Source organism: Rhodococcus sp. 15-725-2-2b (assembly GCF_002259075.1).
Lineage (GTDB): Bacteria > Actinomycetota > Actinomycetes > Mycobacteriales > Mycobacteriaceae > Rhodococcoides.
The window spans coordinates 57985-84566 of sequence record NZ_NPFL01000016.1 but is presented as its reverse complement, the minus strand read 5'-3'; the positions used below and the strand labels follow the sequence as shown (position 1 = coordinate 84566).

Genomic DNA, 26582 nt, shown 5'->3' with positions numbered 1-26582 from the left:
GTCCCCACCCCGCTCGAGCACACGAGGAGAACACCATGACCGGCCAGAGAACGCTCACCACCGCGCTACGACGACCGCGCTGGGCGCACTCCGCGATGGCAGCAGCCGCCGCGGTGGTCCTGGCCTTGGGCGCTGTCCCAGCACACGCCGCACCGGCAGCGACGGCGGCGACCTCGTGCGCGAAGTACGTCGCGATCATGGCCCCGGGTACGTGGGAGACCAATGCCGCGGCGAATCCCACCACCCCGGTCGGGATGCTCGCCACCGTCGGCAACGCCCTGAAACAGAAGTACGGCAACGACATCGAGGTCTACTACCCGGCATACGCGGCGTCGGCGTTCGACAAGGGCCGTACCTACGCCGACAGCAAGGAAACCGGCAAGAGCGCCATCAACAACATCCTCACCTCGGCGTGCGCGACGTCGAAGTTCCTGCTCTCGGGCTACTCCCAAGGCGCGGACGCCGCCGGCGACGTCGCCGCCGAGATCGGTAACGGACGCGGCGTCGTTCCCGCGTCCCGGATTCTCGGCGTCGGCCTGGTCGCCGATCCGCACCAGGGCACCGCCGGCGGCACCGTGGTCGGACCGAAGGTCTACGGCCAGGGCATCGGCGGGGTCCGGCCCGAAGGCTTCGGCTCTCTCGCCCCGGTGGTCAAGCAGCTCTGCAATCCCACGGACCTGTACTGCTCGACGAACGCCGGCAAGGACGGTCTGCTCGCGGGCCTGGGCAAGGTCTTGGCGAACAAGCCTGTCGACCCGGCCACCACCGGCGGACAGGCCGGAACCGGGTCAACCGCGGCAGCGTCGAGTACCGCAGTGCCGTCGACGACCGCGCAGGGCGGTGTGACCGGTGCCGGGACACAGCCGGGAACGACGCCGACACAGGCCGGAGGGGTCAGCGATTTCTCGTCGTCGCTGGTCTCGGACTTCTCCCGCGTCGATCTGGCCGGTGCCGCGAACACCGCATCGACTCTCGGGGAGCGGGTAGCCACCCTGCCCGACTCGGTGGGAACCAACCGCACTCAGTCGCAGGTCGCCAGCGTCGGGGCCTCCGCGACATCGTTGCTCAACACCCTCGAACCGGTCGCCGACGTGCAGTCGGTGATCGCCGCGAACCCCGGCATCCGCTCGACTCTCGACACCGCCCCGGAAGGATCACCGGAGGCCAAGACCTCGACGGTGCTCGACGCACTGGACCAGATCGACATTCCCGCAGTCCTGAGCACAGCGACCTCGATCGCCGACACCGCATCGTCGGTACTGGGCGGCACCGGCACCACCGCCGGCCTCGCAGGCACTGCGTCGACCCTGGGCGGGCAGGTCGCACCGTTGCAGTCCGTGTCCCCGGACGCGCTGACCTCGGCAACGCAGGTGCTCTCGCTGCTCAAGCCGAAGACGGTGGTCAACCAGGTCGTCAACGTCGCGACCGGCTTCACGAGTCTGGACTACCAAGGCATCGTCGACAACCTGATCGCGTTGCCGCAGAAGGTCGCTGCACTCGATGTCACGGGATCGCACAAGATCGCCGGAGATCTCAACAACCAGTTCGCACCGATCGTGAAGATGGCCGCGGGAGTGGATCTGCACACCCTGTCGGTGTTGGTGGCGATGATCCCCGACCCCAGCGGCTCGGCGCAGATCGCCTCCCTGGTGCTGAGCTTGCTCGGCAACGTCGACGTGATCCGCCTGGCCAACGATGTCGGCGCGATTCAGGAAGTCGCGTGGAAGATCCTCGAAACCGGCAACCTCGCGGCCACCGCCGAGCTGCTTCCCATCGGGCTCGACCTCGCCTCGGTCGCGGTCGGAGTCCTGACCGGCTCGGCCGCCAAGACCAGCCCCGACCAACTCGGCGCACAGACCCAGGTCACCGGACAGTCCGCAGCGATCGGCCAGCAAGCCTCCACCGGCGATTTCGCCGGTCTGGCAGGCAGTCTCGTCTCACTGGCCTCGTCACCGAGTGCCGGCGATGCCGCGGAGCTGGTCGGTGCCGGTATCGACGCCGCGACGTTCTTCGCCTCCGGTGCGCACCAGTCCTACGGCGACTTCAAGGTCGACTCCACCGGCCGCAGCGCCCTGCAATGGCTCATCGACTTCTTCACCCAGAAGATCGGGGGCTGACCGGCGACCACCGAGCAGGCTCTGCAGCCGGGCGGGTATGACGCAGAGCAGCCGAAAACTACAGCACCACAACCGAACTACACGTACCACCACAGGTGTCCGGGCGGGCACTGATCATCTTTTTCGATTCGTGAGGACATGCACCGATGGCAGCATCACAGCAGGGCAGCAAGGGCAGTGCCGGCGCACTGAGCCTGCTGCTGATCGCCGCCGTCGCTGCGATCGGCATGTTCGGTGTCCTCTCGGGCGATCGCACACCGCCGGTCGACGAAGGCACCTGCATGCCTGCCGGCGCGGCCGTAGTGGCCCCGCACTCGGGAACAGTGGTGATGCCGCTGCGTGAAGGCACCTATCAGGCCACGAGCGGTTTCGGTGCCCGCACGAACCCGGTCACCGGCGAAGCCGAAGGACACCAGGGCCAGGACTACTCCGCCCCGATCGGAACCCCGATCTACGCGGCCACCGACGGCACGGTCGTCAAGGCCGAACACGCCAGCGGGTTCGGCAACTGGATCATCATCGACACCACCGTCGACGGACAGTCGCTCTCGACGGTCTACGGCCACATGAACGACGACGGCGTCGGGGTCACCGCGGGCCAGACCGTCAAAGCCGGCGACCCGATCGGCGGCGTCGGCAACGCCGGACAGTCCACCGGCCCGCACCTGCACTTCGAGGTCTGGCCCGGCACCCGCCTCGCATCCGGATCGAGCCCGGTCGATCCCGTCGCCTGGCTCGCCGCCGCCGGTGCCACCGCACCGACCGCCACCGCAGACGTCCTCGCCGCAGCCCCGGCCGGCCCCTCCGCCGCGACCCCGACCACCGGTGCCGCGGCGCAAGGCGTATCGAGTCGATCGGTCAAACTCGCCGCCGCCATCAAACCCGGCTGCGGAGTCCCGGCCGGATCGACCGGACTGCGACCGGGGTCGGTCCCGGCGGACTTCGAGCCGTGGATCGTCAAGGCCGGCACCGTCTGCGCAGAGGTCACCGCCCCGGTCGTCGCCGCGCAGCTCGAACAAGAGGGCGGCTTCAACGTCAACGCCCACAACAACGGTTCCGGCGCGGACGGACCGGCGCAGTTCATGCCCGCCACCTGGGCCGCGAAAGGCGTCGACGGAGACGGAGACGGCCGCAAGGACACCCGCAGCATCGCCGACGCGGTGATGAGTCAAGCCGCCTACGACTGCGAGCTAGCGGGCATCGCCAAGGACTCGCTCGCCGCCGGCAAGGTCAGCGGCGACCTGACCGAGCTGTACCTGTCGATGTACAACTGCGGGCCCGGTGCGACCCTCTCGCAGGGCCGGGTGTGCCAGAACGCCGAAACCCTCGACTACGTCGCGAAGATTCCCCGCCGCGCACCAGAAGCGTTCTCCGTCGCCGTCCCCCAGGCCACGCCGGGCATCGTCCCCGGTGGACCGTTCGGTCAGAACGTCGTCGCGGCCGCGATGCGCTGGCTCGGCACCACCTACGCCTGGGGCGGAGGCGACCGCAACGGCCCCACCCGCGGTGTCAGCGACGGCGGCGGCCGCGCGGACATGATCGGCGACTTCGACAAGGTCGGCTTCGACTGCTCCGGACTGGTCCTCTACGCCGTCGCACAAGCCTCGGGCGGTGCGATCGTGCTCCCCCACCAGGACTCGGCACAGATCGCCGACAGCCGCGGCCGCGTGATCGCCACCCCCGGCGAGCTCGCTCCCGGCGACATCATCCAACCCCACTCGGGCCACATCTTCATCTGGCTCGGCGGAAACAAGGTCGTCGAGGCACCGCAGTCCGGCGACGTCGTGAAGGTATCGGACTGGACCCCGCCCGCGAGCGGCCTGACAGCACGGAGATTCGGATGAGAACCACCCACACCGCGTTCGCCGCAATCCTCATCACTGCAACGGTTCTCACCGCGTGCGGTGGCCAGGAGACCGGCGGCACCGACGCCCCGTCGATCCCGGCGCAGCAGTGGACCCCGGGTACGCCACCGCCCACTGGCAGCGATCCCACCCGCACCCCGGCGCCGGCCGCGACCACGCTGCCCGACATCGCGGCAGGGGTGGACCGCCAGGACCCGGACTCGATGGCCACCGCGGCGTTGACGGTCTGGTTCACCTGGAACACCGCCGTCGACGCCGGACCCAACGATGCCGCCGCCCGCACCGCACCGCTGCTCACCGCCGACTACGCGCGCGAGATCACCTCCACCACAGCGCAATCGAGCCCCGGCGCGCAGTGGCTGGACTGGGCAGCGCGCGGCGCTGTCCTGACCCCCGACCTCGTCGCCGACGACGAACCCGTTCCCCCACAGAACGATTCGACGGCCTACCGCTCCTACCGCGTCACCCAACGCATCGACGGGGCACCGGTGAGCGAGAGGGTCGTCGCGATGATCCTGCGGCGCGGCTCCGACGGCTGGGAAGTGAGCCGCATTCAAGACAAATAACCCCGCCTCGTACATCCACTGGCACTGCAGAACAACGTGTTACGGAAAGGAACCCCCGATGGACACAGACTCCGTCACCACACCCACCACCCGCACACCGCACCGAGCGCGCCGCATCCTCGGCGTCCTCGCCCTCACCGCCGCGCTGACCGTGCTGGCCGGCGGAGTCGCCGCCGCACAGACCGTCAACCCGTACGACGGGGTCAACCCGGACATCGGATTATTCGGGCCCGCTCTGAACCAGACGTGGAAGCGCCTGCTCGCGGCGATCTGGGGAGCCAGCATCGCCCTCGCCGGTCTGTGGGTGCTGACCTCGTTCCTCAGCTCCAGGAAGGCCCGCAAGCGCGGGATGTCCAGCGATCTGAGCGAAGCGGGCGAGGATCTCAAGCTCTCGCTCATCATCTTGGGCGGAGTGGCCGCTGTCTCGCCGATCGTCGGCGCGGTCTTACTCCTCGTCCAGCCCGGCGCATAGTCGACCCGGCTCTGACCACCACTCTTACCCCTCCCCGACGCGGGCACCGTCCGCAGAAACGAGTTACCCATCATGGCCATCGACTACCGCAACGTCGGCGCCGAACCCCCAAGCTCGCCCAACACCGGCACCGTCTCTGGTGATCAGCACTCCGACAGCAAACCCGCCCCCAAGCGCTGGATCATTCCCGGGGCCGTCGCCCTGGCGATCCTCGCCGTCGTCTCGGTGATCGTGGTCGGTCTGTCGGGCAGCTCCGACAACTCCGGCGGCGGTGGCTCCGATGCTATACGCGCAGTACACGGACCCACGACGGTGAACAACGGTGTCCCCAGCGGCTACACCCGCGACACCCAAGGCGCATCGACGGCCGCGGTGAACGTGCTCCAGGCGTTCGATCAGGGAAGCCAGGGCCGCATCGACATGAACGATGTCCGCTCGACGATGATCGCTGCCGACCCCGGTGCTGAACTGGCCCGCGAGATCGAACTCGGCAGCAACCGCGACGAGAGCAGCGACGTGATGAACACCCTGCCGGCCGCGGTGCACGTGTCCTCGTTCAGCACCGACGCCGCGCAGATCTCGGTGTGGTCGATGACCACCACCCAGTCCGACATCAACAACACCGGCACCGTCGCTGTCAGCACGCTGTGGGCAACCACCGACATCTCGTTGGTCTGGCAGGACGGGGACTGGAAGGCCAAGGACTGGTCCTACCGCCAGGGCCCGCGCCCGGAAGACGCCTCCTACCCGGCCGCTGATTCCGCGCTCGGCGGTCAACTGACCGCCGGGTATTACACCTTCTACATCGACTAGGAGAGAACATGATTCGCCGTCTCGTTCTCATCGCGGTCACCGCCGCACTGGTGGCACTGTTCGGATCACCCGCTGTTGCGCTCGCCCAGCCTTCCGCCGTTCCCGCTCCCGCACCGGGGGCGGTCACCGCCCAGCAACCGGCCTCGAGGCTGCCTGCGCACTTTCCGGACGATCTCAAGAAGTTCATCGGCGGTACCGAGGAATTTCGGAGCGGGCCCTGGTTCACGGGGAACTGCGCAGACCACGGCGGCGACCTGGGAACCTATATCTCCCAAGCACTCACGAACGAAAACCGGCTCCTGTATTGGACGGCATCGGACGAGAACAAAGCCGTCATGCTCGGCGGTGCGGGCGCGGTCGGCAGCGACCCGCAGGCCCAGGCCACGGCCGGGATCACCCGTCAGGCCGTCGCCGACGGGACCGAACCACCGGCCGACGCTCTGCCGACGGTGTTTCCGGCCGGGGACACCAGCTTTCACCCACCGACGGGAACCTGCGCCGCCGACCTCGCTCGGTGGGGCACCAAGGAATGGGGCACGTGGGGCTTCGCCTGGGCGCAGAGCCCGGACGCGGACTCGCTGACCGCGATCAAAGCGCTGCCCGGTGCCGACAAGGTGCCCGACGCCGCCTGGTCGGACCCGTGCTCGCAGGGTTCGGGCGACCAGTACTGCATGCACGCGTTCTTCGTGGACTGCTCGAAAGCCGAACGGGCAGATGCCAGCCGCTGCCAGGACTGGAACTTGTCGATCGGACGATTGTTCGCCGGCACCGCGAATTGGATCGACAAGAACACCTCGTTCACCGAACGCCTCGACGACACCCTCGGCAAGGTCATCGCGGCCACCCCGCAGTACAAGCTCGGCAAGGCCTACCTGCAGGCGTTCTCGTGGATCTCGGAGGCAGCGAACGACGTCGTCGACTTCGTCACCGATCCAACAACCGTCATCGACGACTGGGTCAACGCCACCAAGAGCGGGGCACTCTCACTCACCGACGCCGTGCTGCGTGGGTTGACCTCGACCGGCGACTTCGATCCCACCCAGCAATGGTTCGTGACCTATTACGCCGGGTCGACAGGTCTGGGAATCATGGTCATGTCGCTGGCGGTACTGCTGGCGATCATGCGATCACGGCACAAGGGCTCACCGTCGGAGCTGGTGGCCAACGTCTTCGGCTACATGCCGGCCGGGGTGGTGATGATGCTGTTCTCCCTGGCCCTGGCTCAACTGGTGATCGAGTTCGCGACGGTGCTCACCGAGGGCATCGCCAGTTTCAGCGGATCCACGATCACCGAGATGGTGGAGAACATCTACGCCACGATGGGCACGCTGAACAAGGACACCGTCGTCGGCGGCTCGATCGTCGGACTGGTCTTCTTCGGCATCCTGCTGCTCGGCGCGATGTCGGTCTACCTGGGTCTGCTCATGCACCAGATCGGGCTTCCGCTGACCGCGTGCGTCGCCGGAATCGGCTACGGCATGTGGGTGCACCCGACGTGGCGAACCAAAGCTCTGCGGCCACTGTTCACGTTCGTCGGCATCGTGCTCAGCAAGCCGATGCTGTTCCTGCTCATCGCGATCGTGCTCGCCGGGGCCAACAACGCTCTGCTCTCGGGCGGCGGCGGCTCGGGAGACCTGACCTCGCTCGGCGCTCTCGTGCTCGTCGGTGCCTCGATGGTCGTCGTCGGCCTGGCACCGTGGGCGATGCTCAAGTGGGCACCGATCCTGCCGACCAAGGCCGACTCCGAAGGGTTCGGCGGCGGCGGTGGCTCCGTCGCCGGCGGTGTCATCGGAGGCGTGGGCAGCTCGGCCCTGTTCCGCAGCCGGAGCGGCGGAGGTGGCGGAGGCGGTTCGACCGTCACACCGCGCTCGACCCGCTCCGGCGACGGCGTCGACAAGGCCACCCGATCCGCGCACTCGGCCCCGTCGAGCAATTCCACTCCCGGCCACACCACCGGGGCCGCCCACAGCGGTGCCGACAAGGGCGGGGCGTCGACACCGAAGCGCTCGACGATGGGTATGGCCGGCCGACTTGGAGGAAAGCTCGCGACGGGATCGGCCGCGACGGTCGCCTCGGCCGGGGCAGCGGCGGTGCCGATCGCCGCGCAGTCCGCAGCGGCGGCGATGAGCAAAGCCAAATCCAGTGCCGAGTCCGCTCCGTCCGAAGCCGAAGGAAAGTAAGCGATGTCGACCGAGACCGTCGAGCACGACAGCGAGCAGAGAACCTCCATCCTGGGCGGTGAGATCGCGCGCCGCGGCATGACCGGGATCTCGGCACCGGTGCTCATCACCTGGACCGCTGCTCTGGTCATCGGCGTCGTGTGCTACTTCGCGGCCGGTGGCGGCGCGATGACCGTCGGGCTCGTGGCCGTGTTCTACGTCGGGGTGTTCGCCTCGACATACGAATTCGGGGACGCTTCCCTGGCAGCGCGGCAGTTGCACCGACTGCGGAACTGGGCGCGGATGCGCCGAGGTGAGCACGTCTACCGCAACGCCGACGACCCCGCCTACGGGATCGCCGATCTCGACCCCGGCTGGGAGTACCCGGTCCCGCTCGGGCGGACCGCCCCGCTCGACGTCGCCGGCACCGGCCTGGACGAGATGTTCATCGTCCGCACCGCCAACCCCGGCGAGCGGGCCTACTACACGGTCGTACTGTCCGTGCAGGGCCTGGCCGGCGGACTGCGCACCGACGCGGCCTGGGCGACGACCTCGGAGAAGTTCGGTCTGTTCAGCGCCTCGATGGCCCGCAAGACCTCGCTCATCCGCGGAGTGCAGCTGATCCACCGCTCCATTCCGGCGGATCTGACCATGCACGAGGACTGGGTCGAGCGGGAGGTCGAAAAGCTCGGCGACATGCGTCTGCGGGCACCGGTGGAGTCCTACGGCGACCTCATCGACACCATCCGCCCGCACTCGGAAGAGCACCGGGCGTACGTGGTGCTCAAGTTCCCCCAGACCGACCACTTCGAGGCCGAAGCCGCACGAGCGGCAGGCGGGAAAGGTGCCCGATTCGAAGGCGGTGTCGCCCAAGTGATCCGCGACGAGACGATGCGCGCGATGAGCAAACTCGTCGCCGCCGGCATGGGCCGCGTCCAGGTCCTCGGTGAGCAGCGCACCTGTGCGTTGATCCGCGCGTTCGTCGACCCGTCGAACCCACTCGATCGACACCAAGGGGCGCGGTGGTCGAACTGCTGGCCCTCGTACGTCGGTGGCCAGGACTCGGTGGTGGTATCCGGACGCTGGCACACCCGTGTCGGGTTCCTCCCGCCGGCGAGCATCGAACCCATTCCATTGGGCCCGTTGTGGCTCGCGCCGCTGCTGACCGGGGTCGCCCCCGACATCGGCGACGACGAGAACCTGCCCTCACCGACGATCCGAACCGTCAGTGTCCGAGTCGATTTCGTACCCGACGCCGTCGCCCGGGAAGCGGCCAGTCAAGACTTCACCCAGGACAAGGCGGCGCAGGAAAGCGCCGCCCGCAAAGGCATCACCGGCGACGGCTCGGCCGAAGTGATGGCCACCGCCTCCGGACGTCGACGCGCCGATCTGATGCCCGGCTCGGGCCATCACGGCACCATCTACTCCCTCGCCGTCGCAGTCACCGGCCGCGACGAAGACGACCTCGAGCGGGCCTGCATGCGCGTGGAGGAAGCCGCCGACGAATCGGCAATCAAAACCATCACCTGGCAGGACGACACGCACGACGTCGCCCTGTTCACCACCCTTCCCTTCGCTCGCGGTCTCGCCGTGACGCGCTACACCAAGTAGCCCAGGAGATTTCGATGCCGCAACACACCACCCGTCGTCCGTCCACCCGACCCGCCGAGACCGAGCAACCGGTACGCCCGCGGTTGCTCGGCGGCGATCGCGAACGATTCGGCGACGGCGGCACCGTCCTCGAGGCCGCGCAGGCGGTCCCGAAGCGGATTGCCCGCCGCAAGCCACCTCGGCGGTTCGCGCTCCTCGACCGCTACGGCTGGTACGAACCCCGCACCGAAGGCGCGTGGAGTACGACCAGGCAGTCCGAAGCGCTGAACCTGGCCATCAGCCGCCGCAGTGCCCGCCACCAGGGAGCGGTGACGGGCCTGAACCGGATCTCCCAGGACCTGGTGATCACCGATCCGTTCGAGCTCTACGGCACCGACATCTCCAACATCAACGTCTGCGTCGTCGGGGACATCGGCAAGGGCAAGTCCTCGATGATCAAGACCGCGTTTCTGTGGCGGCAGATCATCTTCGGCCGCCAGGTGGTGGTCATCGACAAGAAACGTCAGGGCAGCGAAGGCGAGTACTCCATCTTCGCCCGCACCCTCGGGGTGGAATCGGTCCGGTTCAAAACCGGTGGCGGCGGCGCCAGACTCAACCTGCTCGATCCGGCGATCACCACCGGCGGTGAACACGCCGGCGGCCTCGACGGTGTCACCCCGGCCGGTCAGGAAGCCCTCGTGCTCGCCGTCCTCGCCGACACGATGGAACGCCCGCTGACCACACCGGAGAAGAGCGCCGTCGGCCGAGCGTTGGAGCTGGTCAACGCCGACGCCGCCGCCACGGGTCGTGCACCGGTGCTCGAGGATCTCGCGCGCCGCCTCGTCGAGCCGTCCACCGACGACGGCTCGTACTTCGGTGACCGCTGGTCCGAGCGCTCGCTCGAATGGGGCTACGAGCCAGGCTTGGCCCTGCTCCGCCTGGTCGACAGGGACCTCAAGGGCCTCGTCGACGCAGAGACCTCCCCGGAGGTCCGGGAGGCGCTCGAGCACCCCTTCGCGCACTTCGACGTGTCCGCGTTGCCGACCGAAGGGCCTGCGCTGCGGGTGGTGATGACCGTGATCAACACCTGGTTGGCGAACCTGCTCGCGGCACGCTCGTCGGTGTCCAAGCAGACCATTCTCATCGTCGAGGAAGGCTGGCACGTCGCCGAAGGATCGACCGGCACGGTGTTCCGGTCGAACATGAAACTCTCTCGCGGACTGGGCCTGTCGACCGTTTCGGCCTTCCATCACCCCTCGGACATGTCCCACGATTCCCCCGCTCGGGCGCTCATGCAGGAGGCGGGAATCGTGTTCCTGTTCGCGCAGGAACGCTTCGACGACGCCCGCGAGACCGCGGAGATGTATCACCTGCCGCCCGGGTCCATCGACATCATCATGGGCCTGGGCCAGGGCGAATGCCTGGTCAAGATCGGCTCGTCCGACCCGATCCTCATGGAACACGTCCGCTCACCGCAGGAGATCGCCCTCACCGACACCGATGCCGCCGTCAAAGGAGTCACGCCCGCATGAGCACCTCATCGCCATCGCCGTCAGCGGCCAAGCGTTCCCGCGCCATCGAGGTGCGCGTGAGCTCGCCGGCCCCGATCGGGTACGACGACACCCGCTCGAGCACCGGGGGCAGGTTCGCATCGCCCTCCGCCGCAGCACGATTCGCCGTCAGCCACGCCGCGGCCCTCGACGCCGGTCGCTCCGCCATCACCGTCACCATCACTGCCGACGGACACGACGACGTCTGTGTGTCCGGCACCGCCGGCGAGATTACCTGCGCGCTCGCCGCCATCGCGATCTACAGTGCCGGCGTCCGCGCAGCGCGGATACCGGCACCGGGCTACCTGCGTGCCGCCGGCGACGAGGTCGCCCTGCCGATCCAGTGGCGGGGCAGCGTGGGAGTGGAGCCCGGCGTCGATGTGCGCGTGCTCTCGACCCGGCCCGACCCGCTGCCGAACTCGACGCTGCTGCTCGGACAATGGGCACCCGACCTCGCGCACCGCCTCGCGCACGACCTCGCCCGCTCGATCACCGAGCGCAGTGGTCAACGGAGCCCGGCCACCGTGACCTATCTCCCCGACCAGGGGCGGTACGAGATCACCCATCCCGACCCGATTTCCGATACCGACGCCGACGCGGTGGCCCGGTCCATCCGGATCACGCAGCTGCGAGCCAACCTCGCCGCCCTCGACCCGGTGGCCGACGCGGACTGCGCTGTCGGTCTCGCCGCCGAGCTGCATGTGCTCGAAAGCTATTCCCGCCGTGCCCCTTCCACCGACGACAGGACAGTTCGATGAGTGCGATGCAATCCCCTCCCCGTAGGCCCAGCGATCCGTTCGTTCCGTCCGAGGTCTGGGTCGGTGCCACTCTGATCGTGGGTCTGGTGTTCGCTATCGCCGGGGGCGGCATGGTCTCCTCGCTGGTGTCGGGCAGGGTGATCGCGATGCCCACCAGCCTCGCTGAGCTGTTCTCGATCTTCCGTGGGTTGGTCACGAACCCGTCGGACCCATCGGCAGCGTGGCCGGCGACCGGGCAGCCGGGCCCGGCGTGGGTGACCTGGGTGTGCATTCTGGTGCTCGGTGCGCTGTATACCGCTGTGGCACTGTGGATCAGCTCCGAGATCGACGACTGGCAGCACCCCCGCAGCCAGGCCCGCCGCGGTTTCGCCGGCCGACGTGAGCTCGCCCGGGCGGGTATCGACGACAAGAGTGTCCGCACCGCCGCCGTCGCCACCCGTTCGTCGTTGAAGGGCACGCGGGCCTCGAAGCTGGACGCGAGCGAGGTCGCGATCGCGTTGGGCCGCAACATGGTCGACCCCGACAGGGTCGTCTACATCAAACAGAACGACTGCATGCTCGTCGAGGGCGTCACCGGCTCGGGTAAGACCTGGCGCGTGGCGTATCAGCGCTGCATGGACGCACCTGGTCCACTGCTGGTGACCTCGACGAAAGTGGACCTGATCTCGGCGTCGTACGAGCACCGCGCCGCGCTCGGCCGAGTGTCGATCTTCGATCCGGACAACATCACCGGATGGCCCGACCCGATCCGCTGGTCGATCCTCTCCGGATGCCAGGATCCGGACGTGGCGATCCGCCGCGCACAGAGCTTGGTGTCGGCAATGCCTATGGGAGACACCAAGAACGGCGGCTACTGGGAGGACAAAGCAGTCGTGCTGCTGCGCTGTTACCTGCACGCGGCTGCGATCAGTGGTGCGGATCTGGCCACGCTGCGCGTGTGGGTGAACTCGCGTAAAGGCCGCGAACCACGCGAGATCCTGATGCGGACGATGCCCGGCTGGGAAGCCGAACTCGGCCAGATCCTCGACTCCGGATCGGATTCCTCCGACGACATGATCGGCGCGGCCAGCAGACTCCTCGTCCCGCTCGCCTCCCCCGCACTGCTCAAGGCGGTCGATGTACCGATGCGCGAGTCGTTCGACATCGACGAGTTCATTCGATCCGGCGCGGACACGCTGTATCTGGTGTCGAAGGGCAAGGACAATTCTGCGGCACCGTTCATCGCGGCCCTGGCCAGCGAAGTGCACTACCTCGCCGATCGCCACTCACAGAGCCTGCCCGGTGGCCGATTCGATCCCCCGATCCGATTCGAGCTCGACGAAGTCAACAACGTCGCCCCGATACCGGGCCTGCCGGATCTGATGTCGGACTCGGGCGGCCGAGGCATCACCATCCACGCCTACGCCCACAACGAAGAGCAGAACAAGCTCCGCTGGGGCGCGGTCGCGGGCAAGATGTTCGCCGACAACTCCCCCGCCCGCCTGATCCTGCCGGGCCTCAAAGGCGACGAGCTGCAAGCGATCTCGAAGATGCTCGGCGACCGATACGAATGGCAGCCCTCCGGCAACGCCCAGTCCGGCCCGACGCTGCGAGAGGTACCGGTGATGTCGCCGGCGCAGATCCGTCAGATGGACCCCGATCAAGGCCTATTGATCTACCGGACCGCGCCGCCGATCCTGGTGCACCTGCCGACAGTGTGGGACGAGAAGGAATCACGCGCCGCGGTGCTGCGCTCGCAGAAGGTGTTCGACGAGATCGTGGCGTTGGGCACCGCGCCTCGTGCCGAGCTCCGGTCCGGCGCGGTAGTGCTCGACAAGGTCAGTGACGGGACGACTTTGTCGTGACCGCACCGGGGGCCGAGCAAGAAGAATTGGTGCCGTCACGGTTCACCTGGCGCTACCTCGACGCCGAACAGGCTCGGGCCCTGTGGTCGGAGCTGATCGACTGGACCACCTGGCTGCGAGAGCGCTACGAGCTCGGCACCAAGATCCCGCCGTGCTGGTACCGCCACGATCCCGTCGTCGAGGAACTGAGCGCCCTGATGGCGGCGTGGACCGATGCCTACTACCGCGGTGACGAGTACCGGGACGACCTCACCGCCTGGCACACCCAGTGGTTCCGCCCGCTCATGGCGCGCATCCGTGACATCTCGGACTTCGACAGCTGCACCCACGATCGGTGCGCGCACCGCCCGTTGCCGTCGGCCACGCTCGCCGGCAACGAGGAGTTCGTCGCCGCCGATGTCGACGCCCGCCCCGAACCACTCCCTGCCCCGCCTGCACCGGTCGTCGACGTCACCACGGCCGAGGAAGTGCGCACCATCCCCGCCGACGACATGGACATGGCCATCGACTCCGGCCTCGCCGGACCGCTCGACCCCGCCGACCCCGACAGCCCCGTGAGCTTCGAGGGCATCGAATGGACCTTCAACGCCCGCATGGGTGCCTGGGTTCCTTCTACCTGACCGTCAATTCCACTCCCTGAGCTGCGGGCCTGTACAGCTCGAGCGTGGCCGCGACGCCGTACATCCCGCCCGGATACGGCCCGCGCGGCCACCGAAGAGAGCAGGGCCGCCGAACCCGGGCATCGGCCGGACGTTCCCCGCCCGGACGCCGGCCGATGTCCGGGACAATTCCGGAGCTTCATGTCAGTTTTGAAAGAGTGATGTAGCTCACACCGAAGTATTTGTCGTTTCTGGTTGTTGGCGCAGCTAGTAGGTGAGGACACAATCGAAACGACGGAAGGCCCCACCCATGTCTGACTCAGACGACACGACTCAGCCCGAGAAGACGACCCGTTCGCTCTCCATCTACGAGGTCGAGCGCGAGCTCGGCCCAGCTGCCGCCGCGCAGCTCGCCCATGTCCGCAAGAACTTGCTGACTTACGCCAAGCAAGCCCACGAGGCCGCCGAAACCGCTGACGCGGCTAACGCAGGCACGGGAGCACCTGTCGCCGGTCCGGCTCCTACTCGGCCGACCCCACCCAAGGGCACCCGCAAACCAGGTAGCCCCGTGAACCTCAGCGGGCTTGCCCCACGCATCGAGATGCCTGACTTCACCGCCGCGATCCCGAAGATCAACTTCTTCGACAACATCGCACCCAAGATCAACCTCTTTCCGCCCATCGAGATCCCCGACCTCCCCGTCTCGATCCCCAAGCTCAACCTCGGTCTCGACAACATCGCACCCAAGATCAACCTCTTTCCGCCCATCGAGATCCCCGACCACCCCGTCTCGATCCCCAAGCTCGACCTCGGTCTCGACTTGGCTGTACCGCGGATCGATCTGGGTGCGTTGAGTGCGATCACGAGCGTCGCGGGAGTACTAGGCCAATGGATGGGGGACTTCTCGGTTCAGATTCTTCCGATCGTCGACACTCTGAGCGCGAGGGTGTCGTCGCTGCTCGATGTCTGGAAGGTTCTGGGTGACTTCGGCCATCGGGCTGCACGCTTCGGGCTCCATGCTGCGCTCGCTGCTCGAGAGGCTGTTGTTCACGGGGAACCGGAGCCGTTGGTGCGCTTCATGGAGACCTGGCTGGGCGTCAAGCCGACGAGGGAGGGGCAAGACGCCGTCGCGGCTGCTCTCCTCGACGATGACTGGCTGGACGTCACTCCCGACCAGGCGATATCCACCATTGGACTTCTCCACAAGCGCCATCGAAGCATCCAACGCCCTATCACCGAGTCACAGCTCAATCGCTTCAAGGTCGTGAGGCTCGACGCAACCATAGGCCGGGACCCGAACGGCGTGACATTCAAGGATCTGGTGCCGGCACAGGCCGATCGAGATCCGTTCGAGGCCGAGTTCAGCGACCCGACGCTGTTGCTGATCCTCAGCAAGCTCGACCCGATGGAGCAGGCCATCCTCGCGGCAAAAGCAAGTGGGGCACGTACGTGGGCAGATGCCGCGGCCGAGTGTGGTGCTCCTCTGAAGCAAGGCGAATCAGTGCGGAGAAAGGTCAACCGATACCGGGACCAGGCGCTGGGCGTCGATGGGAAGGCGAGTTGAAGCCAGAACTAGACCCCTCCACCCCAACGGGCAGGAGCTTTGCCACCCCATGATAGGATGCTACTAGCGCATGACTCATGCCCGAAACGCGATGCGTTCCGGGCTCGTGCGCAACAACTACAGAGAGGAGGAAAATCTGTGAAAACAGAACCATCAAAGCGTCGAAGACGCTTCAGGTCGGCAGTGCGCTGGATCGGTCACACGATCGTGCGTGAACTGCTGTTCGCTTTTTTCGATCTGGATCTCTGAAGTATTTAGTTATCTGTGAGTTGCTCACTCAATAGATAACATACCTCAGCTTCCAGATAAGTCAACAATAAGTCAGGAGGTGAAGGTGGTGGTTGTAGTCACAAATGACTGCAACCACCACCGTCATGACAGCGAAACTATCAACGCCCGACCAGCCGCGCTGCAGCAGTTGCACCCGTGGGAAACGCTCCACCCGCCCCTCGGCCGTCAGCAGACGTATGAGCCCAACGGCTAGCCCTACATCGTGGGCCGCCGCTGTGCAGGTGGAGGCGCATCGAATCGTCGTCGGTGCGGCCCGACCGGTGAGCGGTTCAAGTGATCCACACGCGGTTCGTAGCGAATCCCGGTCGCCTGGGTACCAGCGACCCGACGCTCGGTCTGCACAAGCTTCGATCGATCTAGTCCGGTTGCCTGTTCACTCCATTCGCGGATCCGCACGTGCGACATGTCGGTCGAGAAATCTCGTGTGAGGTCGATGCTGCGGTCGATGTGATCGACGACGTCGTGGTGCGCGGCCGCTCTGGAGACCTCGATCGCTTCGTGGAGATTCTCCACGGTCGCGCGGGTGTGGTCTCCTCCCGGCCAGGAGCGGAGTTCGGCAACACGGGCCTCCCGGGTCACCTCGTCGTCGAGCGTGCCGATGAGCTCGTGCGACGACGTCTCTCCGAGGACGGTTGCGGCGCGGTGTACGTCGAGCTGCGCTTCCACTGTCTGCAGGTGTTGCAGCAGCTCGGGGGTATGGGTCTGTGCCGCAATCGCGGCGTCATCGGTGGCGCTCTCGCTCAGCACTGCAAGATCGCGGCGCAGTGATTCCACCTGAAAGACCAGACCGAGGTTGTCGAGATGCAGGTCTGCGTACTCGGCGAGGGTCGAGTCAGCGTGCATGTGCAGACGAGCCGTATCGGGCAGCTCGACGCCGGCGTCCACGGCCAAATGGTGCGCCAGCTCGTCGGGAGTGCGCATGTACTCCCAGACATCAATCGGCTGGTCCGACCCCGTGAGCGAGGCGCAGAAGCTCGGGCGGGTCAGCTCTCGAATGTCGATCGCGGTCAGGGAGTGTTCTGCGATGCCGCGTTCGGTCTCGAGGTGCTCGAAGAGTTCGCGGCCCAGTTGCGCTCGGGTGGTGAACAGGCGCAGGGTTCTCCAGTCGGGCAGGTCGACGGTGCGGGGGTCAAAGTCGTGTTGCTCGATCCTCATGTAGGTGAAATCCCTGAGCTCGTACGGATCGTTCGCCGGAAGGTATCGGGCCATGTCGAGGGTGCTCCTTCGAAGTCGCTGTTCGCGCGCACCGACCGGTCCACGCAAGGGGACGTGCTGCTGGCGTGGTGATGCCTCTGGCTCGGTGGCGCTACTGGCGGCGGCAGGTGCGGCGGGCTTTAGATACGTGGTCCGCGGGTCGGCCCGGATCGGCGGGCTTGCTGTTGGCGCAGTTGTTCGCGGCGTTCGGCTTTGCGTTGCTCGGCGAGGCGGCGTTGTTCTGCCGCGCGTTGCTCGGCTGCCTCTCGTCGCGCCCGGTCCGTGTCGATGATCGGATCGGGCGTCGCAGGTTGCGGGGTCGGTGCCGACTGCTGTCCGGGGCCTGCGTGTGCGGGCACCTGAGCGGGCGCGGTGACTGTCTTGATGCGGGCGTTGACCTGATCCCACGCGCGAGCCGCTTCCCCGTGTTCGGGTCGGTCGCCTATGAGAGTGCGGTCGGTGTCGATGCCGAATTGTTCTCGGTAGGCCCCGACTTGCCCGGCGGTGATCTGCCAGCGCAGTCGGGCACCGCCGTAGTCGGAAACCTCGCCGAGGTGGCGGGTCCAGGCGGGTTGTTCGTCGACAGCGTGCTGTCCGAGCTCGCGGGTGCGTTCGGCGATCTCGGTGTATCGGCGGCGGCTCCAGGCGACGAGTTCGGGGTCGATTCCTTCGCGGTCCTGCATCGGCGGCAGGACCCAACTCGGGGCACTGTGGTCGCGTGCTTCTCGGCCGAGGGGCCAGCGTCGTTCCGCATCATCGAGCAGATCCGCTGCGCTCGGGTCGGGGTCGGTGACACCGCGCCGCAGTTCCACGATCGCGGCATGGGGGTCTTTGCCGGCGCGCTCGGCATTGCGTACGTGCGCGGCGAGGTCGGGCCACGCCCCGTCATCGGCGAGGATGGTCTCGGCGTGCTCACCGAACTGGGTCCGCAGCGTCGGTTCGATGCTCTGCGCCCACGCGTGCATCTCGTCCGCGCCGTTCTCGATGTGCTTCTCGAGTCGCCAGTGCATCACGGCGGAGACGGAGTCGGCGCTGGCGAGTTCACGCTCCGAGCGTGCGGCGGCCAATGTGGGGGCGGCGTCGAGGCCGAGCTGCTCGGCGCGGCGGTACTGGTGGACGAAGGTGTCCCATTCGGCTTCGCCGATCATCGTGTTCGCCAGCTCCGGACCCATGTTCTCGCGCACGATCGCTTCGATGCGGTGCGCGTCGATGAGCTCTCCCGCGTACTCGTATCCGCCGACGTTGTAGTCGAGCTTGCGGTGTGCGACGGCGGCGTCGCGTTGCTGTTCGGTCGCCGAGACGTCCGAGCCGTCGCGGCCGATGATGGTCCGCACGACTTCGTCGGCGATCTTCTTGTCCGGGTGCACGTGGATCAGGTGCGGGTCGACGATCCGGTCGATGGGCACGTACAGCTGGTTTCCATCACGGCCACGGGTGAGGGCGACGTAGAGGGCTTGCCGGTTCATGGTGTCGTCGACGAGGACATGGACCTGGTCGACGGTCATGCCTTGCGACCGGTGGATGGTGGCGGCGTAACCGAGCTCGCAGTACTCTGTGACGTACTCGGCCGGCAGTCGGATGCGCCCGCCGTGTTCGAGGTGGCGCACGGTCAGCGAGCCGTCGCGGTGCGCGGTCTTGACCGTCCACAGGTCGCCGTTGCGGACCCGTTCCCCACGTGTGCCGGTGACGCGCAGGCTGGTGTCGTTGCGGCGGGTGACGATGCGGTCCCCTGCGCTGGCGCGCAGTCCATCGGAGAGGTCGTTGCCGCCCTTCTTGACCAGCCCCTTGGCGAGTCGTTCGGTGCGGGCCCGATCGTTGAGGTCGCGGACGGCGTGGTTGCTGCTGGCGATCATCAGCGACGTCGTCTCGGTGTCCGAGGTCTGCGCCCACGCAGTAAAGACCTTTTCGGCGAGGTCGTCGGCCATACCGTGCTGCACGCGGTCTTTCGCGGCGTACCAGGCCGCGACGGAGGTATCACCGTCACGCAGACGCAGCGAGATCTCGGCCTCTTCCTTGTCGCGGAAGCGGTGGACGTCGACCAGTTCCGGTGCCGCGCTCGATCGAGCGACCAGCCGCAGTGCACCCCCGGTGTCGACGGCGGCGAGCTGCTGCGGGTCGCCGAGTAGTCGGACCACTGCGCCGTGCTCGGCGGCGATGTAGGTCAGCCGGTCCAGATCGTGGGTGGAGGCCATGCCTGCTTCGTCGACGAGGATCATCGCCCCCGGGGTGATGCCGGTGTCGAGTTCGTTCTCGTAGCGGGTGAGGACGTCGGCGATGGTGCGGCCGGTGACACCGAGTTCGTCGCCCAGGACGCCGGCGGCTTTCGCGGACGGTCCGAGGGCGATCACGTCGTATCCGGTACTGCGCCACGCGTCGACGACCACGCGCATGGCGGTGGTCTTGCCGGTGCCGGCCGGACCGACACCGGCAGCCAGCAGGGCACCGGAGAACAGGAAGTGCTCGACGAGTGCTTTCTTGTCCGCGCCGAGATCCCAGCCTTTGCGTTGGGTGTGCGCGGCGAGGGCGGCGGTGTAGGCGTGGGCAGGTGCCATGACCGCGGTCGGGGTGTGGGCGGCACCGACGAGGCGGTGTTCGGCGGCGAGGATCGCTGCGCTGGTGTAGGTCTCGTTGCCGTGCACGGTCAGGATCGACGCACCGTCGCTGCGCTGCAACGCTGCCGGGGTCGCGTCGACCTGCCGGGTCAACCGGATCGACTCCCCGCCGAGCGCGGCTTCGGTGACCTTCTCGGCGACCGCGTCACGCTCGGCGGCGGTGGTGAACACGAGTGGCCGTAGTTGTCACTGGACTTCGGCTTGGATGTGCCAGCGGTTCCAGCTCGAGCGTTGCTGTGCGATGCGTGCGACGGCGGTGCGGGCGATTTCGCGGTCGTCGATCGCGGCGGCGTCGGTGACGGTGATCGTGTTCCCGGTGCTCGTTTTCAAGGCTGAGTTCAGGGCGCGGCGGCCGACGACGTCGAGTGCGCGTTCGCGCCATTCAGCGCGTTGGGCACCAAGTGATTTCGGGGATGCTTTCTCGTTGCGGGTTTCCAGGGTCGCTTGGTCGGCGAGGCGCATCTGCATCGCGGTCGAGGGGTCTTTGCCGTGGGTCTTGCGGTAGTCGGAGACGAGCTTTTCCAGGCGTGACTCGATGGCGTCGCGGCGGGAGAACTCGCTGAGCAGTGCGGTGGGGATGCCCTCGATTTCGCGGACGGCGCGTTTGTTGATTCCGGTGCCGGGTCGGTCGGCGAACACGGTGCCGAGCTCGCGGGTGACGTACTCCTCGATGAGGGTGTTGTAGCGCTCGGATGCGGCGACGGCGAGCTTGTGCAGCACGCGCCCGTCGAGGCTGCGCCATTTGCCGTCGATGCCTTGCACTTTGGTGGAGATCGCGACGTGGGTGTGCAGGTTCGGGTCACCGTTGCGGTTGTCGCGGTGATCGAACCGGGTGTACATCAGGCCGGTCGATTCGATCTGTCCGACACCCGCTTTGCCGACGCGGGTGTAGGAGGCGTTGTCCTCGACCCAGCCGATGGCATCGCTCACCGCGGCCCTGTGTGCACGCTCGACCGCGACACGGGTGTCGTCGTCGCCTAGGCCCCAGAGAACGGACACAGATTTCTGTGGAGTGAACACGCAGTCGTAGCCGGCGACGGGTTGGCGTTCGCGGCGTTGCTGCGAGGCGATGTAGCGGACGAGCTCTGCTTCGCTGGCCGGTGATCGGCCGACTTCGCGGTGGAACTCGTCGGCTCCGACGCGGTAGCGGATCTGCTGGCACTGCTCCGCGGTGAGCGGCCCTCCGCCGGCGGCGCGGCCGTTGTCGATCTCGGCGCGGATGCGCTTCATCAGCGGCACTTCGTTGCGGAAGCTCGCGAACTTACGGCCGAGCCGAACGCTCTCGATCGCCGCATTCGCCTTCGTACCGTCCAGGATGGCGGCGTCGATCAACGCCTGGGCTTCGGGGTGCAGTCCTTCGCCGAACAGGGCTTTCATCTGGTCCTCGCGGACGTACCCGGATACGCCGAGTTCGGCCGATGCCCGCCCTCCCCAGATGCCCGGTTCGGTGCCTTCGGCGTAGTAGTCGGTGAGGTCTTGGCCGCGTTCGAGGCGAATGTCGGCGCTGGCGACCTCGCGGGTGAGGTAGGTGTAGCCGTCGCCCGCGTGCAGCGCATGAACAGTCATCATCGCGGGCACAGCCGCCGACGAGGCGGTGTGCGACGAGATCTCACGGGCCGATCTCGCTCGCATTCTGCTTCTAAATCGCGCGGCACATTCGCGATAGTACGCAGATTCCGCCCATGGACACTAATAGTGCAAGAGGTGTGTGGCGTTTGGTTTTTCATTTCGCGAAGCGATACAGGGAATCTAAAGTCGATAGTATCTAGATTTCGGACGAATTAGAACGTGCATGGACGATGAGGGACGAAAGTTGAAGCAGGACAGATTAATCAGGGCGACCGTGGGTGCGTATGACCCTTTCGCCGGCCAGCATGTTGGCGGTAGCCTGTCCAACATGACTCCCTCGAACGGTGGACCGGTCAGCGCTCGGGAACGGGCTCGGAGAGCGAATGCGCAGCGACTTTCGGACGCGCAGATGCACTTGAAGAATCAGGAGCAGGATTTGGTTTCGTATTTCGATGCCACCCGCGACGAACAAAGGATTAACGACGATGTGACGAAAAGGATCGACCGGTTGCGGCGGGACGCACGAAGCAAGCTCGACGCGGCGTATGAGAGACGCGCTGAAGCACTTGCCGCGCTCAAGAAACGCGGTGAAACATACGCCAGTATCGCGGCCTTGGTGGATCTTTCAGTGCCGGAGGCGACGCGGTTGGTCAAATCGACGATGCCGGCACGTGCGACCGCCAGGCCCGATAGCGGTCCGACTGCAGAGAATTACTCGGGTGGCACGAGTAGCACGGAGGAGAGTTTCGAGAGCCCTGGGGATTTCGCATCAACTGCATCTGCAGAGCCTTCGACAGATGGAGACGCGGGGGCGGATGGAGCGGGCGCGCGCAGCATCGCCTGACAAACGAGCGGAGCTAGCGCCGCAGGCTTCACGCCCGCGTACATCGAAGGTTCTAACTCATTGCAACACAACGGTAGTTCGAGAACGCAATGGGAGCGCACGCCTTACCGCACATGGTTACGGCGAAATATTTATGTCGTTGGCTTGGTGTTGAATCCAGCTTGAGGCAGGAGGTGAACGATAGTGATCGCACTTGTTGCCATCGGCTTGATCGTCGTAGGAGCGCTGTGGCGCGCTGGGAAGTCCGAGTCAGGTTGGCGGTTCGCTCCCCTGCGGGCAACGGGAGTCATCGCCGGCGGCGTGTTTCGCATCGGCGTGTTTCGCATCGGCGTGGTTGTTGCGTCGATCATGTTTGCCGTAGTCGTTACTGTTGCCATCGGCGCGTTGCGCAGCACCTTCCAATAGGTCGTCGAAGCCTCATCACGTGGCGAGCTGCAGTGTGGTCCGGATGTTGCTCGATCCTTTCTCACGGGTCCGCACCACTTCGGTATCCAGCGCCTGTGATAACTCGATTTGAGCCGAACCCCAAGCCGGTGAACGACAAGACTGGCACCCCTTGAACAGACACACCCCGGCACGCAACGCGCCAACCGCACCGGTGGGGGCATAACGCTGAGTTCCCCCCACCGCGCGGGTCGCCTGCCCCTAGTGTCCACACCATGATCGAAAAGGAAGACGTCGAGCAGCACCTCGCGCTGAATCACGAGACACGTCCATTCGAGGTCAAAGGACCTGGGGACCTCGCTCACAAGGCCTACGTCGCGAAGATCGCTCGCGCCGCAATGGCAATGGGCAACCTCAGCGACGGCGGGATTGTCTGTCTCGGCATCGACGACAAACGCATGCGCGAGATGATGCCCGGCCTCAGCACCACCCAAGCCGCGGACTGGTCGGACTTCGACAACGTCAGTGCTGCACTGGCAAAGTACAGCGACCCACCCGTTACATTCCAAACGGATCAGTACACGCTGTCCAACGGAGTCACCGTCGTCGTCCTCGACATCTCCGAATTCGACCGCGTCCCACACGTGTGCAAAAAGAGCTTTCCCGACGTGTTGCAAAACGGCTTCACGTACGTCCGCCCACGGGGCAAACCGGAATCAGTGACCGTCCCCTCGTCATCGGACATGCGAGACCTGCTGGAGATCGCAATCAGCAAAGGTGTGCGCGAGTTCGTCCGCCGCGCCGGTGCAGCGGGACTACCCCTAGGCCTGAATGACCTCCAGCAAGACACCGACAAAACGGCATACGCGCAAGAACGATCACAAGCCTGGCAACCGCGATCGGAACACACCGGATTGACCACCAACCCCCACGGTGGGCTCTTCGGGTCGTGGGCGTACACCGACATCGCCATCCGCCCAGGAACCTACGAGCGCGAAAGACTCAACCCTGCGCGCCTCGATGCCACCCTCATCGAGCACGTTGTCCGACTGCGTGGATGGCCCGTACCGATGGTCGACCAGCGAGAGCCGATCGTCCGCCACGGACGCTGGATTGCTCAAGACATCTCCGCGCCCGGCGTCCACGAAGAAGAGGCATGGAGACTATTCACCAGTGGCCAGTTCCTCCACCGCCGCGCGCTGGCGACCGACATGCATCCCGACAGCCCCGAACTGGCTGCCACGCACCCAGCAGCAACCGGTGCAGTCGCCGTCTGGGACGTCCTGCTCTACATGGTCGAGATCGTCGAGTTCGGTGCCCGCTGGGCTACTACCCTCGAATGCGACACCATCACCTTCGACATCGCCCTCAACAACGTCTCCGGACGCCAACTCATCTCCGGCGATCGGAAACGCGACATACGCAACGACCTCATCATCACGGCGGACCAAGTGCCGGCCTCACACACGATCACCACCACACAGCTACTCACCGACACCCGCCGCACCGGGGTCGACCTTGCCCAGAGAATTCTTCACAAATTCGGGGCCGACATCCCGGACCAAGTACTGCTCGACTACCAAGCCCAGATTCTCCGCTGACCCACCGTGCCCGTGGTCGATCTCCTTTGACGATTATCGCCCGGTCAACGTCGACAACGGTTTGTACCCAACGACGCTTACAACGTAATGATTGAGTTCTGCGAAGTCGGGCCAGGCTACATCTCGGAGAATGGAGGCGCGGATCTGGATCACTTCACAAACAGATCTGTCGCGGTTATTCGTCGACTTGAGACGGCATATGAGCCCCGAAAAGTCTGTGCGGGTTGCTACTCGACCCCAAGGTGTCTAGAGCCAACACTGCAACAGGGGAACATCGTGTCCCGGTCTACTGACCCGCACGCCCTCTCGCACGCGGACGCACTCCGCCCGCATCTGCGAGGTTCAGATCACGACGTGATGTGGAGACGTAGGGCACCACCGCCTGCTCGACTGCCTGGACAACCTTCGCCAACACGCTGGTCGATTGCTGCACGTAATCGAGGTCCAGATCCACGGTGAGTCCGTCCCGCGTGCGGAACTGCTTTCGATCGTTTTCTGTTCTCAGCGCTCCGCGCCGATGCACCAGGGTGTGCCGCAGCTGGCGAATCAGTCGTACTTCGTCCGTGTCCACGTCAACGCCGAGACGGGCATAGAACGCCTTGAGTACCCCCCAATTCACCGATCTGTCAGCACGACCGGCCCACTTGAGGTGATGTTGATACAGCATTTCCGCTGCCGCCGATTCGAGATATACCTCAAACGCTGTCACCGAGTCCTTCACGGTTGCCGAGTGCAGCATCCAGTCGTAGTCGTGCGGCATCACGTCGTGCAGTTGGCCGAAAAGAATGTCGATCGGGTCGAGCTCGTCTCCGGTGCCGGGACTCTGGTTGATCGCAGCCCACATCTTGTCGATAGCCTCCGTCGACCACCGCGCTGTCAAGTGATGGAACGCAGCGATATCGGATCGCGCGAAACGCCACTGGACGAAAGCTGCAGTCCCCTGCTCATCGCTCCATCCACGCCAAGCCGGATCTAATTCCTCCACCTGCGAATGGTAGGTGCTGCCTACTCGGCGAAGGCTGAGTTCCGGACAATCGCGGATAGACGTGGAACCGTCCCGCGTGCCCTACCGCGGGCAAGCAAATGGACCGACCCCGCCAACGTAGCCGCTTCACTTCCGGTCACGGGTGGTCGAGTATTACTTGTCATGAGCGCTAACGAATCCGAGCGAGCGTGCGAGCAAGCGATCCGCGAGCGGTTCCCTGTGCTCGACAAGATGCGTGCAGCATCAGCGATGTTCACACCCGCAAAGAGCAGCGAGCTTCACCTGGACGACGAAGACTGGATCCCACACCCGTTGTCTCAAAGCGCATACCAAGCGTTCACTGCGGCGCTGGACCACTTGCAGGCAATCCGTGTCCACCTCGACGTGCCAAAACCGGTGCTGTTCCCCTATGCCCACCTCAGTCTCTGCCGACCTGCATTGGTCGCGGCCTCACTGGCTGTGTGGCTGCTGAACCCGGCCGAGCGGCAGGAGCGGATTGAGCGGCATCGCATCTCGATCGCCGACGAACTCCGCAACCACGCGCGATATCTGAGTGAACTCACCCACCTGGACCCGAGCCACGAAAACACTGCCGCCGTCCTCGCTCACGTCCGTTTACGGCTATCAGAGATCAACACAAAGCTCGGTGTCACCTCGAAGAAGAGTTGGGACAAACTCCGCGTCTCCACAACTGACCAGATCGGCGTTGCTGCCGACGCCCTAGCCGAGAGCCTTGTCGCGAGCAAACGGTCCGCCGATGATCCCCGTCAATTGGCGAACGAGATCAAACTCTCGTGGCAAGCAACATCTGGAGCTGCACACGGACTCACCTGGCAGATCAATGGCACCCCATCGATCGAGCAAGCGGGCGAAGCAGACGAATACGGCCGAGCACTGTTCACCGCGGGCGGCTCCTTCGGCCAACTGGCCAACCACTACTGCAGTGCCATTGAGATGGCCAGATTGAGCTGGGACCTGCTCAAACAAAGGGGCGGTCGCTGACCATGAATGTCTCCCATGACTCTTGCGGCGCTCCCGGCAACATACATTCGGACTGCAGGCCGAGTGCCGAGGAAGAGCAGGCGATCGCTGTCGCGGCTGCGCTCACTGGCCTCGACTTCGAGCGAGTGTGCGAACGATCGACGCAGAAGCCAAAGCCTGACTACCGCACAGCTCTGTCCGTATCAGTGCCGACGGCCGTCGAA

General features: G+C 65.9%; 20 protein-coding genes. 16 read left to right on the top strand and 4 right to left on the bottom strand.

Annotation, left to right across the window (positions count from 1 at the left end):
• The first annotated feature begins 35 nt into the window (after positions 1-35).
• The 12 genes from CH306_RS17660 (at position 36) to CH306_RS17605 (ending at position 15897) form a co-directional block, all read left to right on the top strand.
• Positions 36-2117 (top strand): cutinase family protein, encoded by a 2082-nt coding sequence (locus tag CH306_RS17660; RefSeq protein WP_094647445.1) that lies wholly within the window; start codon positions 36-38, stop codon positions 2115-2117.
• A 146-nt stretch (positions 2118-2263) separates the two neighbouring features.
• Positions 2264-3961: a peptidoglycan DD-metalloendopeptidase family protein gene (locus CH306_RS17655; protein ID WP_094631341.1), complete on the top strand. Its 1698-nt coding sequence runs from the start codon at positions 2264-2266 to the stop codon at positions 3959-3961.
• On the top strand, positions 3958-4548 hold the full coding sequence (locus CH306_RS17650) for a hypothetical protein (protein WP_094631342.1): 591 nt from the start codon (positions 3958-3960) through the stop codon (positions 4546-4548). Before CH306_RS17655 ends, CH306_RS17650 begins: the two co-directional genes overlap by 4 nt.
• 58 nt (positions 4549-4606) lie before the next feature.
• Positions 4607-5020 carry a hypothetical protein gene (locus CH306_RS17645; protein WP_094647423.1) on the top strand — a complete coding sequence of 138 codons (414 nt, stop codon included), beginning with the start codon at positions 4607-4609 and terminating at the stop codon, positions 5018-5020.
• 72 nt (positions 5021-5092) lie between these two features.
• Positions 5093-5833, top strand: a complete 741-nt coding sequence (locus CH306_RS17640; RefSeq protein ID WP_094631344.1) for a hypothetical protein — start codon at positions 5093-5095, stop codon at positions 5831-5833.
• 8 nt (positions 5834-5841) lie between these two features.
• Entirely contained in the window at positions 5842-8013 is a 2172-nt protein-coding gene (locus tag CH306_RS17635) for a hypothetical protein (RefSeq protein WP_094647421.1), read from the top strand.
• A gap of 3 nt (positions 8014-8016) precedes the next feature.
• Positions 8017-9603, top strand: coding sequence for an SCO6880 family protein (locus CH306_RS17630; protein ID WP_094631346.1), 1587 nt, complete (start codon positions 8017-8019; stop codon positions 9601-9603).
• Between the two features lie 14 nt (positions 9604-9617).
• Positions 9618-11114 carry an ATP/GTP-binding protein gene (locus tag CH306_RS17625; RefSeq protein ID WP_094631347.1) on the top strand — a complete coding sequence of 499 codons (1497 nt, stop codon included), beginning with the start codon at positions 9618-9620 and terminating at the stop codon, positions 11112-11114.
• Positions 11111-11890, top strand: coding sequence for a hypothetical protein (locus CH306_RS17620; RefSeq protein WP_094631348.1), 780 nt, complete (start codon positions 11111-11113; stop codon positions 11888-11890). The genes CH306_RS17625 and CH306_RS17620 overlap by 4 nt, the downstream gene beginning before the upstream one ends.
• Entirely contained in the window at positions 11887-13734 is a 1848-nt protein-coding gene (locus CH306_RS17615) for a type IV secretory system conjugative DNA transfer family protein (RefSeq protein WP_094631349.1), read from the top strand. The genes CH306_RS17620 and CH306_RS17615 overlap by 4 nt, the downstream gene beginning before the upstream one ends.
• On the top strand, positions 13731-14354 hold the full coding sequence (locus tag CH306_RS17610; RefSeq protein ID WP_094631350.1) for a DUF4913 domain-containing protein: 624 nt from the start codon (positions 13731-13733) through the stop codon (positions 14352-14354). Before CH306_RS17615 ends, CH306_RS17610 begins: the two co-directional genes overlap by 4 nt.
• A gap of 289 nt (positions 14355-14643) precedes the next feature.
• Positions 14644-15897 (top strand): hypothetical protein, encoded by a 1254-nt coding sequence (locus CH306_RS17605; protein WP_094647419.1) that lies wholly within the window; start codon positions 14644-14646, stop codon positions 15895-15897.
• A gap of 486 nt (positions 15898-16383) precedes the next feature.
• Here CH306_RS17605 and CH306_RS17600 read toward each other — a convergent pair whose 3' ends face one another.
• From CH306_RS17600 to mobF, 3 genes are all read right to left on the bottom strand, one after another.
• Complete coding sequence (locus CH306_RS17600) at positions 16384-17397, bottom strand: hypothetical protein (protein WP_094631352.1); 1014 nt, start codon at positions 17395-17397, stop codon at positions 16384-16386.
• Positions 17398-17522: 125 nt separating this feature from the next.
• Positions 17523-20165, bottom strand: coding sequence for an AAA family ATPase (locus CH306_RS17595; RefSeq protein ID WP_256981199.1), 2643 nt, complete (start codon positions 20163-20165; stop codon positions 17523-17525).
• 15 nt (positions 20166-20180) lie between these two features.
• On the bottom strand, positions 20181-21626 hold the full coding sequence (gene mobF / locus CH306_RS29520; RefSeq protein ID WP_256981198.1) for a MobF family relaxase: 1446 nt from the start codon (positions 21624-21626) through the stop codon (positions 20181-20183).
• Positions 21627-21972: 346 nt separating this feature from the next.
• Between mobF and CH306_RS17590 the strand changes: the two genes are divergently transcribed.
• From CH306_RS17590 to CH306_RS17580, 3 genes are all read left to right on the top strand, one after another.
• Positions 21973-22407 carry a hypothetical protein gene (locus CH306_RS17590; protein ID WP_254925923.1) on the top strand — a complete coding sequence of 145 codons (435 nt, stop codon included), beginning with the start codon at positions 21973-21975 and terminating at the stop codon, positions 22405-22407.
• Positions 22408-22590: 183 nt separating this feature from the next.
• Positions 22591-22812 (top strand): hypothetical protein, encoded by a 222-nt coding sequence (locus CH306_RS17585; protein WP_094631353.1) that lies wholly within the window; start codon positions 22591-22593, stop codon positions 22810-22812.
• Positions 22813-23066: 254 nt separating this feature from the next.
• The gene (locus CH306_RS17580; protein WP_094631354.1) at positions 23067-24392 is read left to right on the top strand and encodes an AlbA family DNA-binding domain-containing protein; all 1326 of its coding nucleotides are present in this window, start codon (positions 23067-23069) and stop codon (positions 24390-24392) included.
• Positions 24393-24678: 286 nt separating this feature from the next.
• On the opposite strand, the gene CH306_RS17575 is transcribed toward CH306_RS17580, so the two are convergent.
• Positions 24679-25377, bottom strand: a complete 699-nt coding sequence (locus CH306_RS17575) for a hypothetical protein (RefSeq protein ID WP_141214734.1) — start codon at positions 25375-25377, stop codon at positions 24679-24681.
• Between the two features lie 162 nt (positions 25378-25539).
• Here CH306_RS17575 and CH306_RS17570 point away from each other — a divergent pair, with 162 nt between their 5' ends.
• Positions 25540-26379, top strand: coding sequence for a hypothetical protein (locus tag CH306_RS17570; protein ID WP_094631356.1), 840 nt, complete (start codon positions 25540-25542; stop codon positions 26377-26379).
• Positions 26380-26582 lie beyond the last annotated feature (203 nt).

Coding starts and splice junctions, on each gene's coding strand:
- CH306_RS17600 (WP_094631352.1), bottom strand. CDS start 17,397: ATGGCCCGATACCTTCCGGCGAACGATCCGTACGAGCTCAGGGATTTC.
- CH306_RS17580 (WP_094631354.1), top strand. CDS start 23,067: ATGATCGAAAAGGAAGACGTCGAGCAGCACCTCGCGCTGAATCACGAG.
- CH306_RS17650 (WP_094631342.1), top strand. CDS start 3,958: ATGAGAACCACCCACACCGCGTTCGCCGCAATCCTCATCACTGCAACG.
- CH306_RS17660 (WP_094647445.1), top strand. CDS start 36: ATGACCGGCCAGAGAACGCTCACCACCGCGCTACGACGACCGCGCTGG.
- CH306_RS17645 (WP_094647423.1), top strand. CDS start 4,607: ATGGACACAGACTCCGTCACCACACCCACCACCCGCACACCGCACCGA.
- CH306_RS17630 (WP_094631346.1), top strand. CDS start 8,017: ATGTCGACCGAGACCGTCGAGCACGACAGCGAGCAGAGAACCTCCATC.
- CH306_RS17620 (WP_094631348.1), top strand. CDS start 11,111: ATGAGCACCTCATCGCCATCGCCGTCAGCGGCCAAGCGTTCCCGCGCC.
- CH306_RS17570 (WP_094631356.1), top strand. CDS start 25,540: ATGAGCGCTAACGAATCCGAGCGAGCGTGCGAGCAAGCGATCCGCGAG.
- CH306_RS17625 (WP_094631347.1), top strand. CDS start 9,618: ATGCCGCAACACACCACCCGTCGTCCGTCCACCCGACCCGCCGAGACC.
- CH306_RS17605 (WP_094647419.1), top strand. CDS start 14,644: ATGTCTGACTCAGACGACACGACTCAGCCCGAGAAGACGACCCGTTCG.
- CH306_RS17640 (WP_094631344.1), top strand. CDS start 5,093: ATGGCCATCGACTACCGCAACGTCGGCGCCGAACCCCCAAGCTCGCCC.
- CH306_RS17615 (WP_094631349.1), top strand. CDS start 11,887: ATGAGTGCGATGCAATCCCCTCCCCGTAGGCCCAGCGATCCGTTCGTT.
- CH306_RS17635 (WP_094647421.1), top strand. CDS start 5,842: ATGATTCGCCGTCTCGTTCTCATCGCGGTCACCGCCGCACTGGTGGCA.
- CH306_RS17655 (WP_094631341.1), top strand. CDS start 2,264: ATGGCAGCATCACAGCAGGGCAGCAAGGGCAGTGCCGGCGCACTGAGC.
- mobF (WP_256981198.1), bottom strand. CDS start 21,626: ATGCGAGCGAGATCGGCCCGTGAGATCTCGTCGCACACCGCCTCGTCG.
- CH306_RS17590 (WP_254925923.1), top strand. CDS start 21,973: ATGCACTTGAAGAATCAGGAGCAGGATTTGGTTTCGTATTTCGATGCC.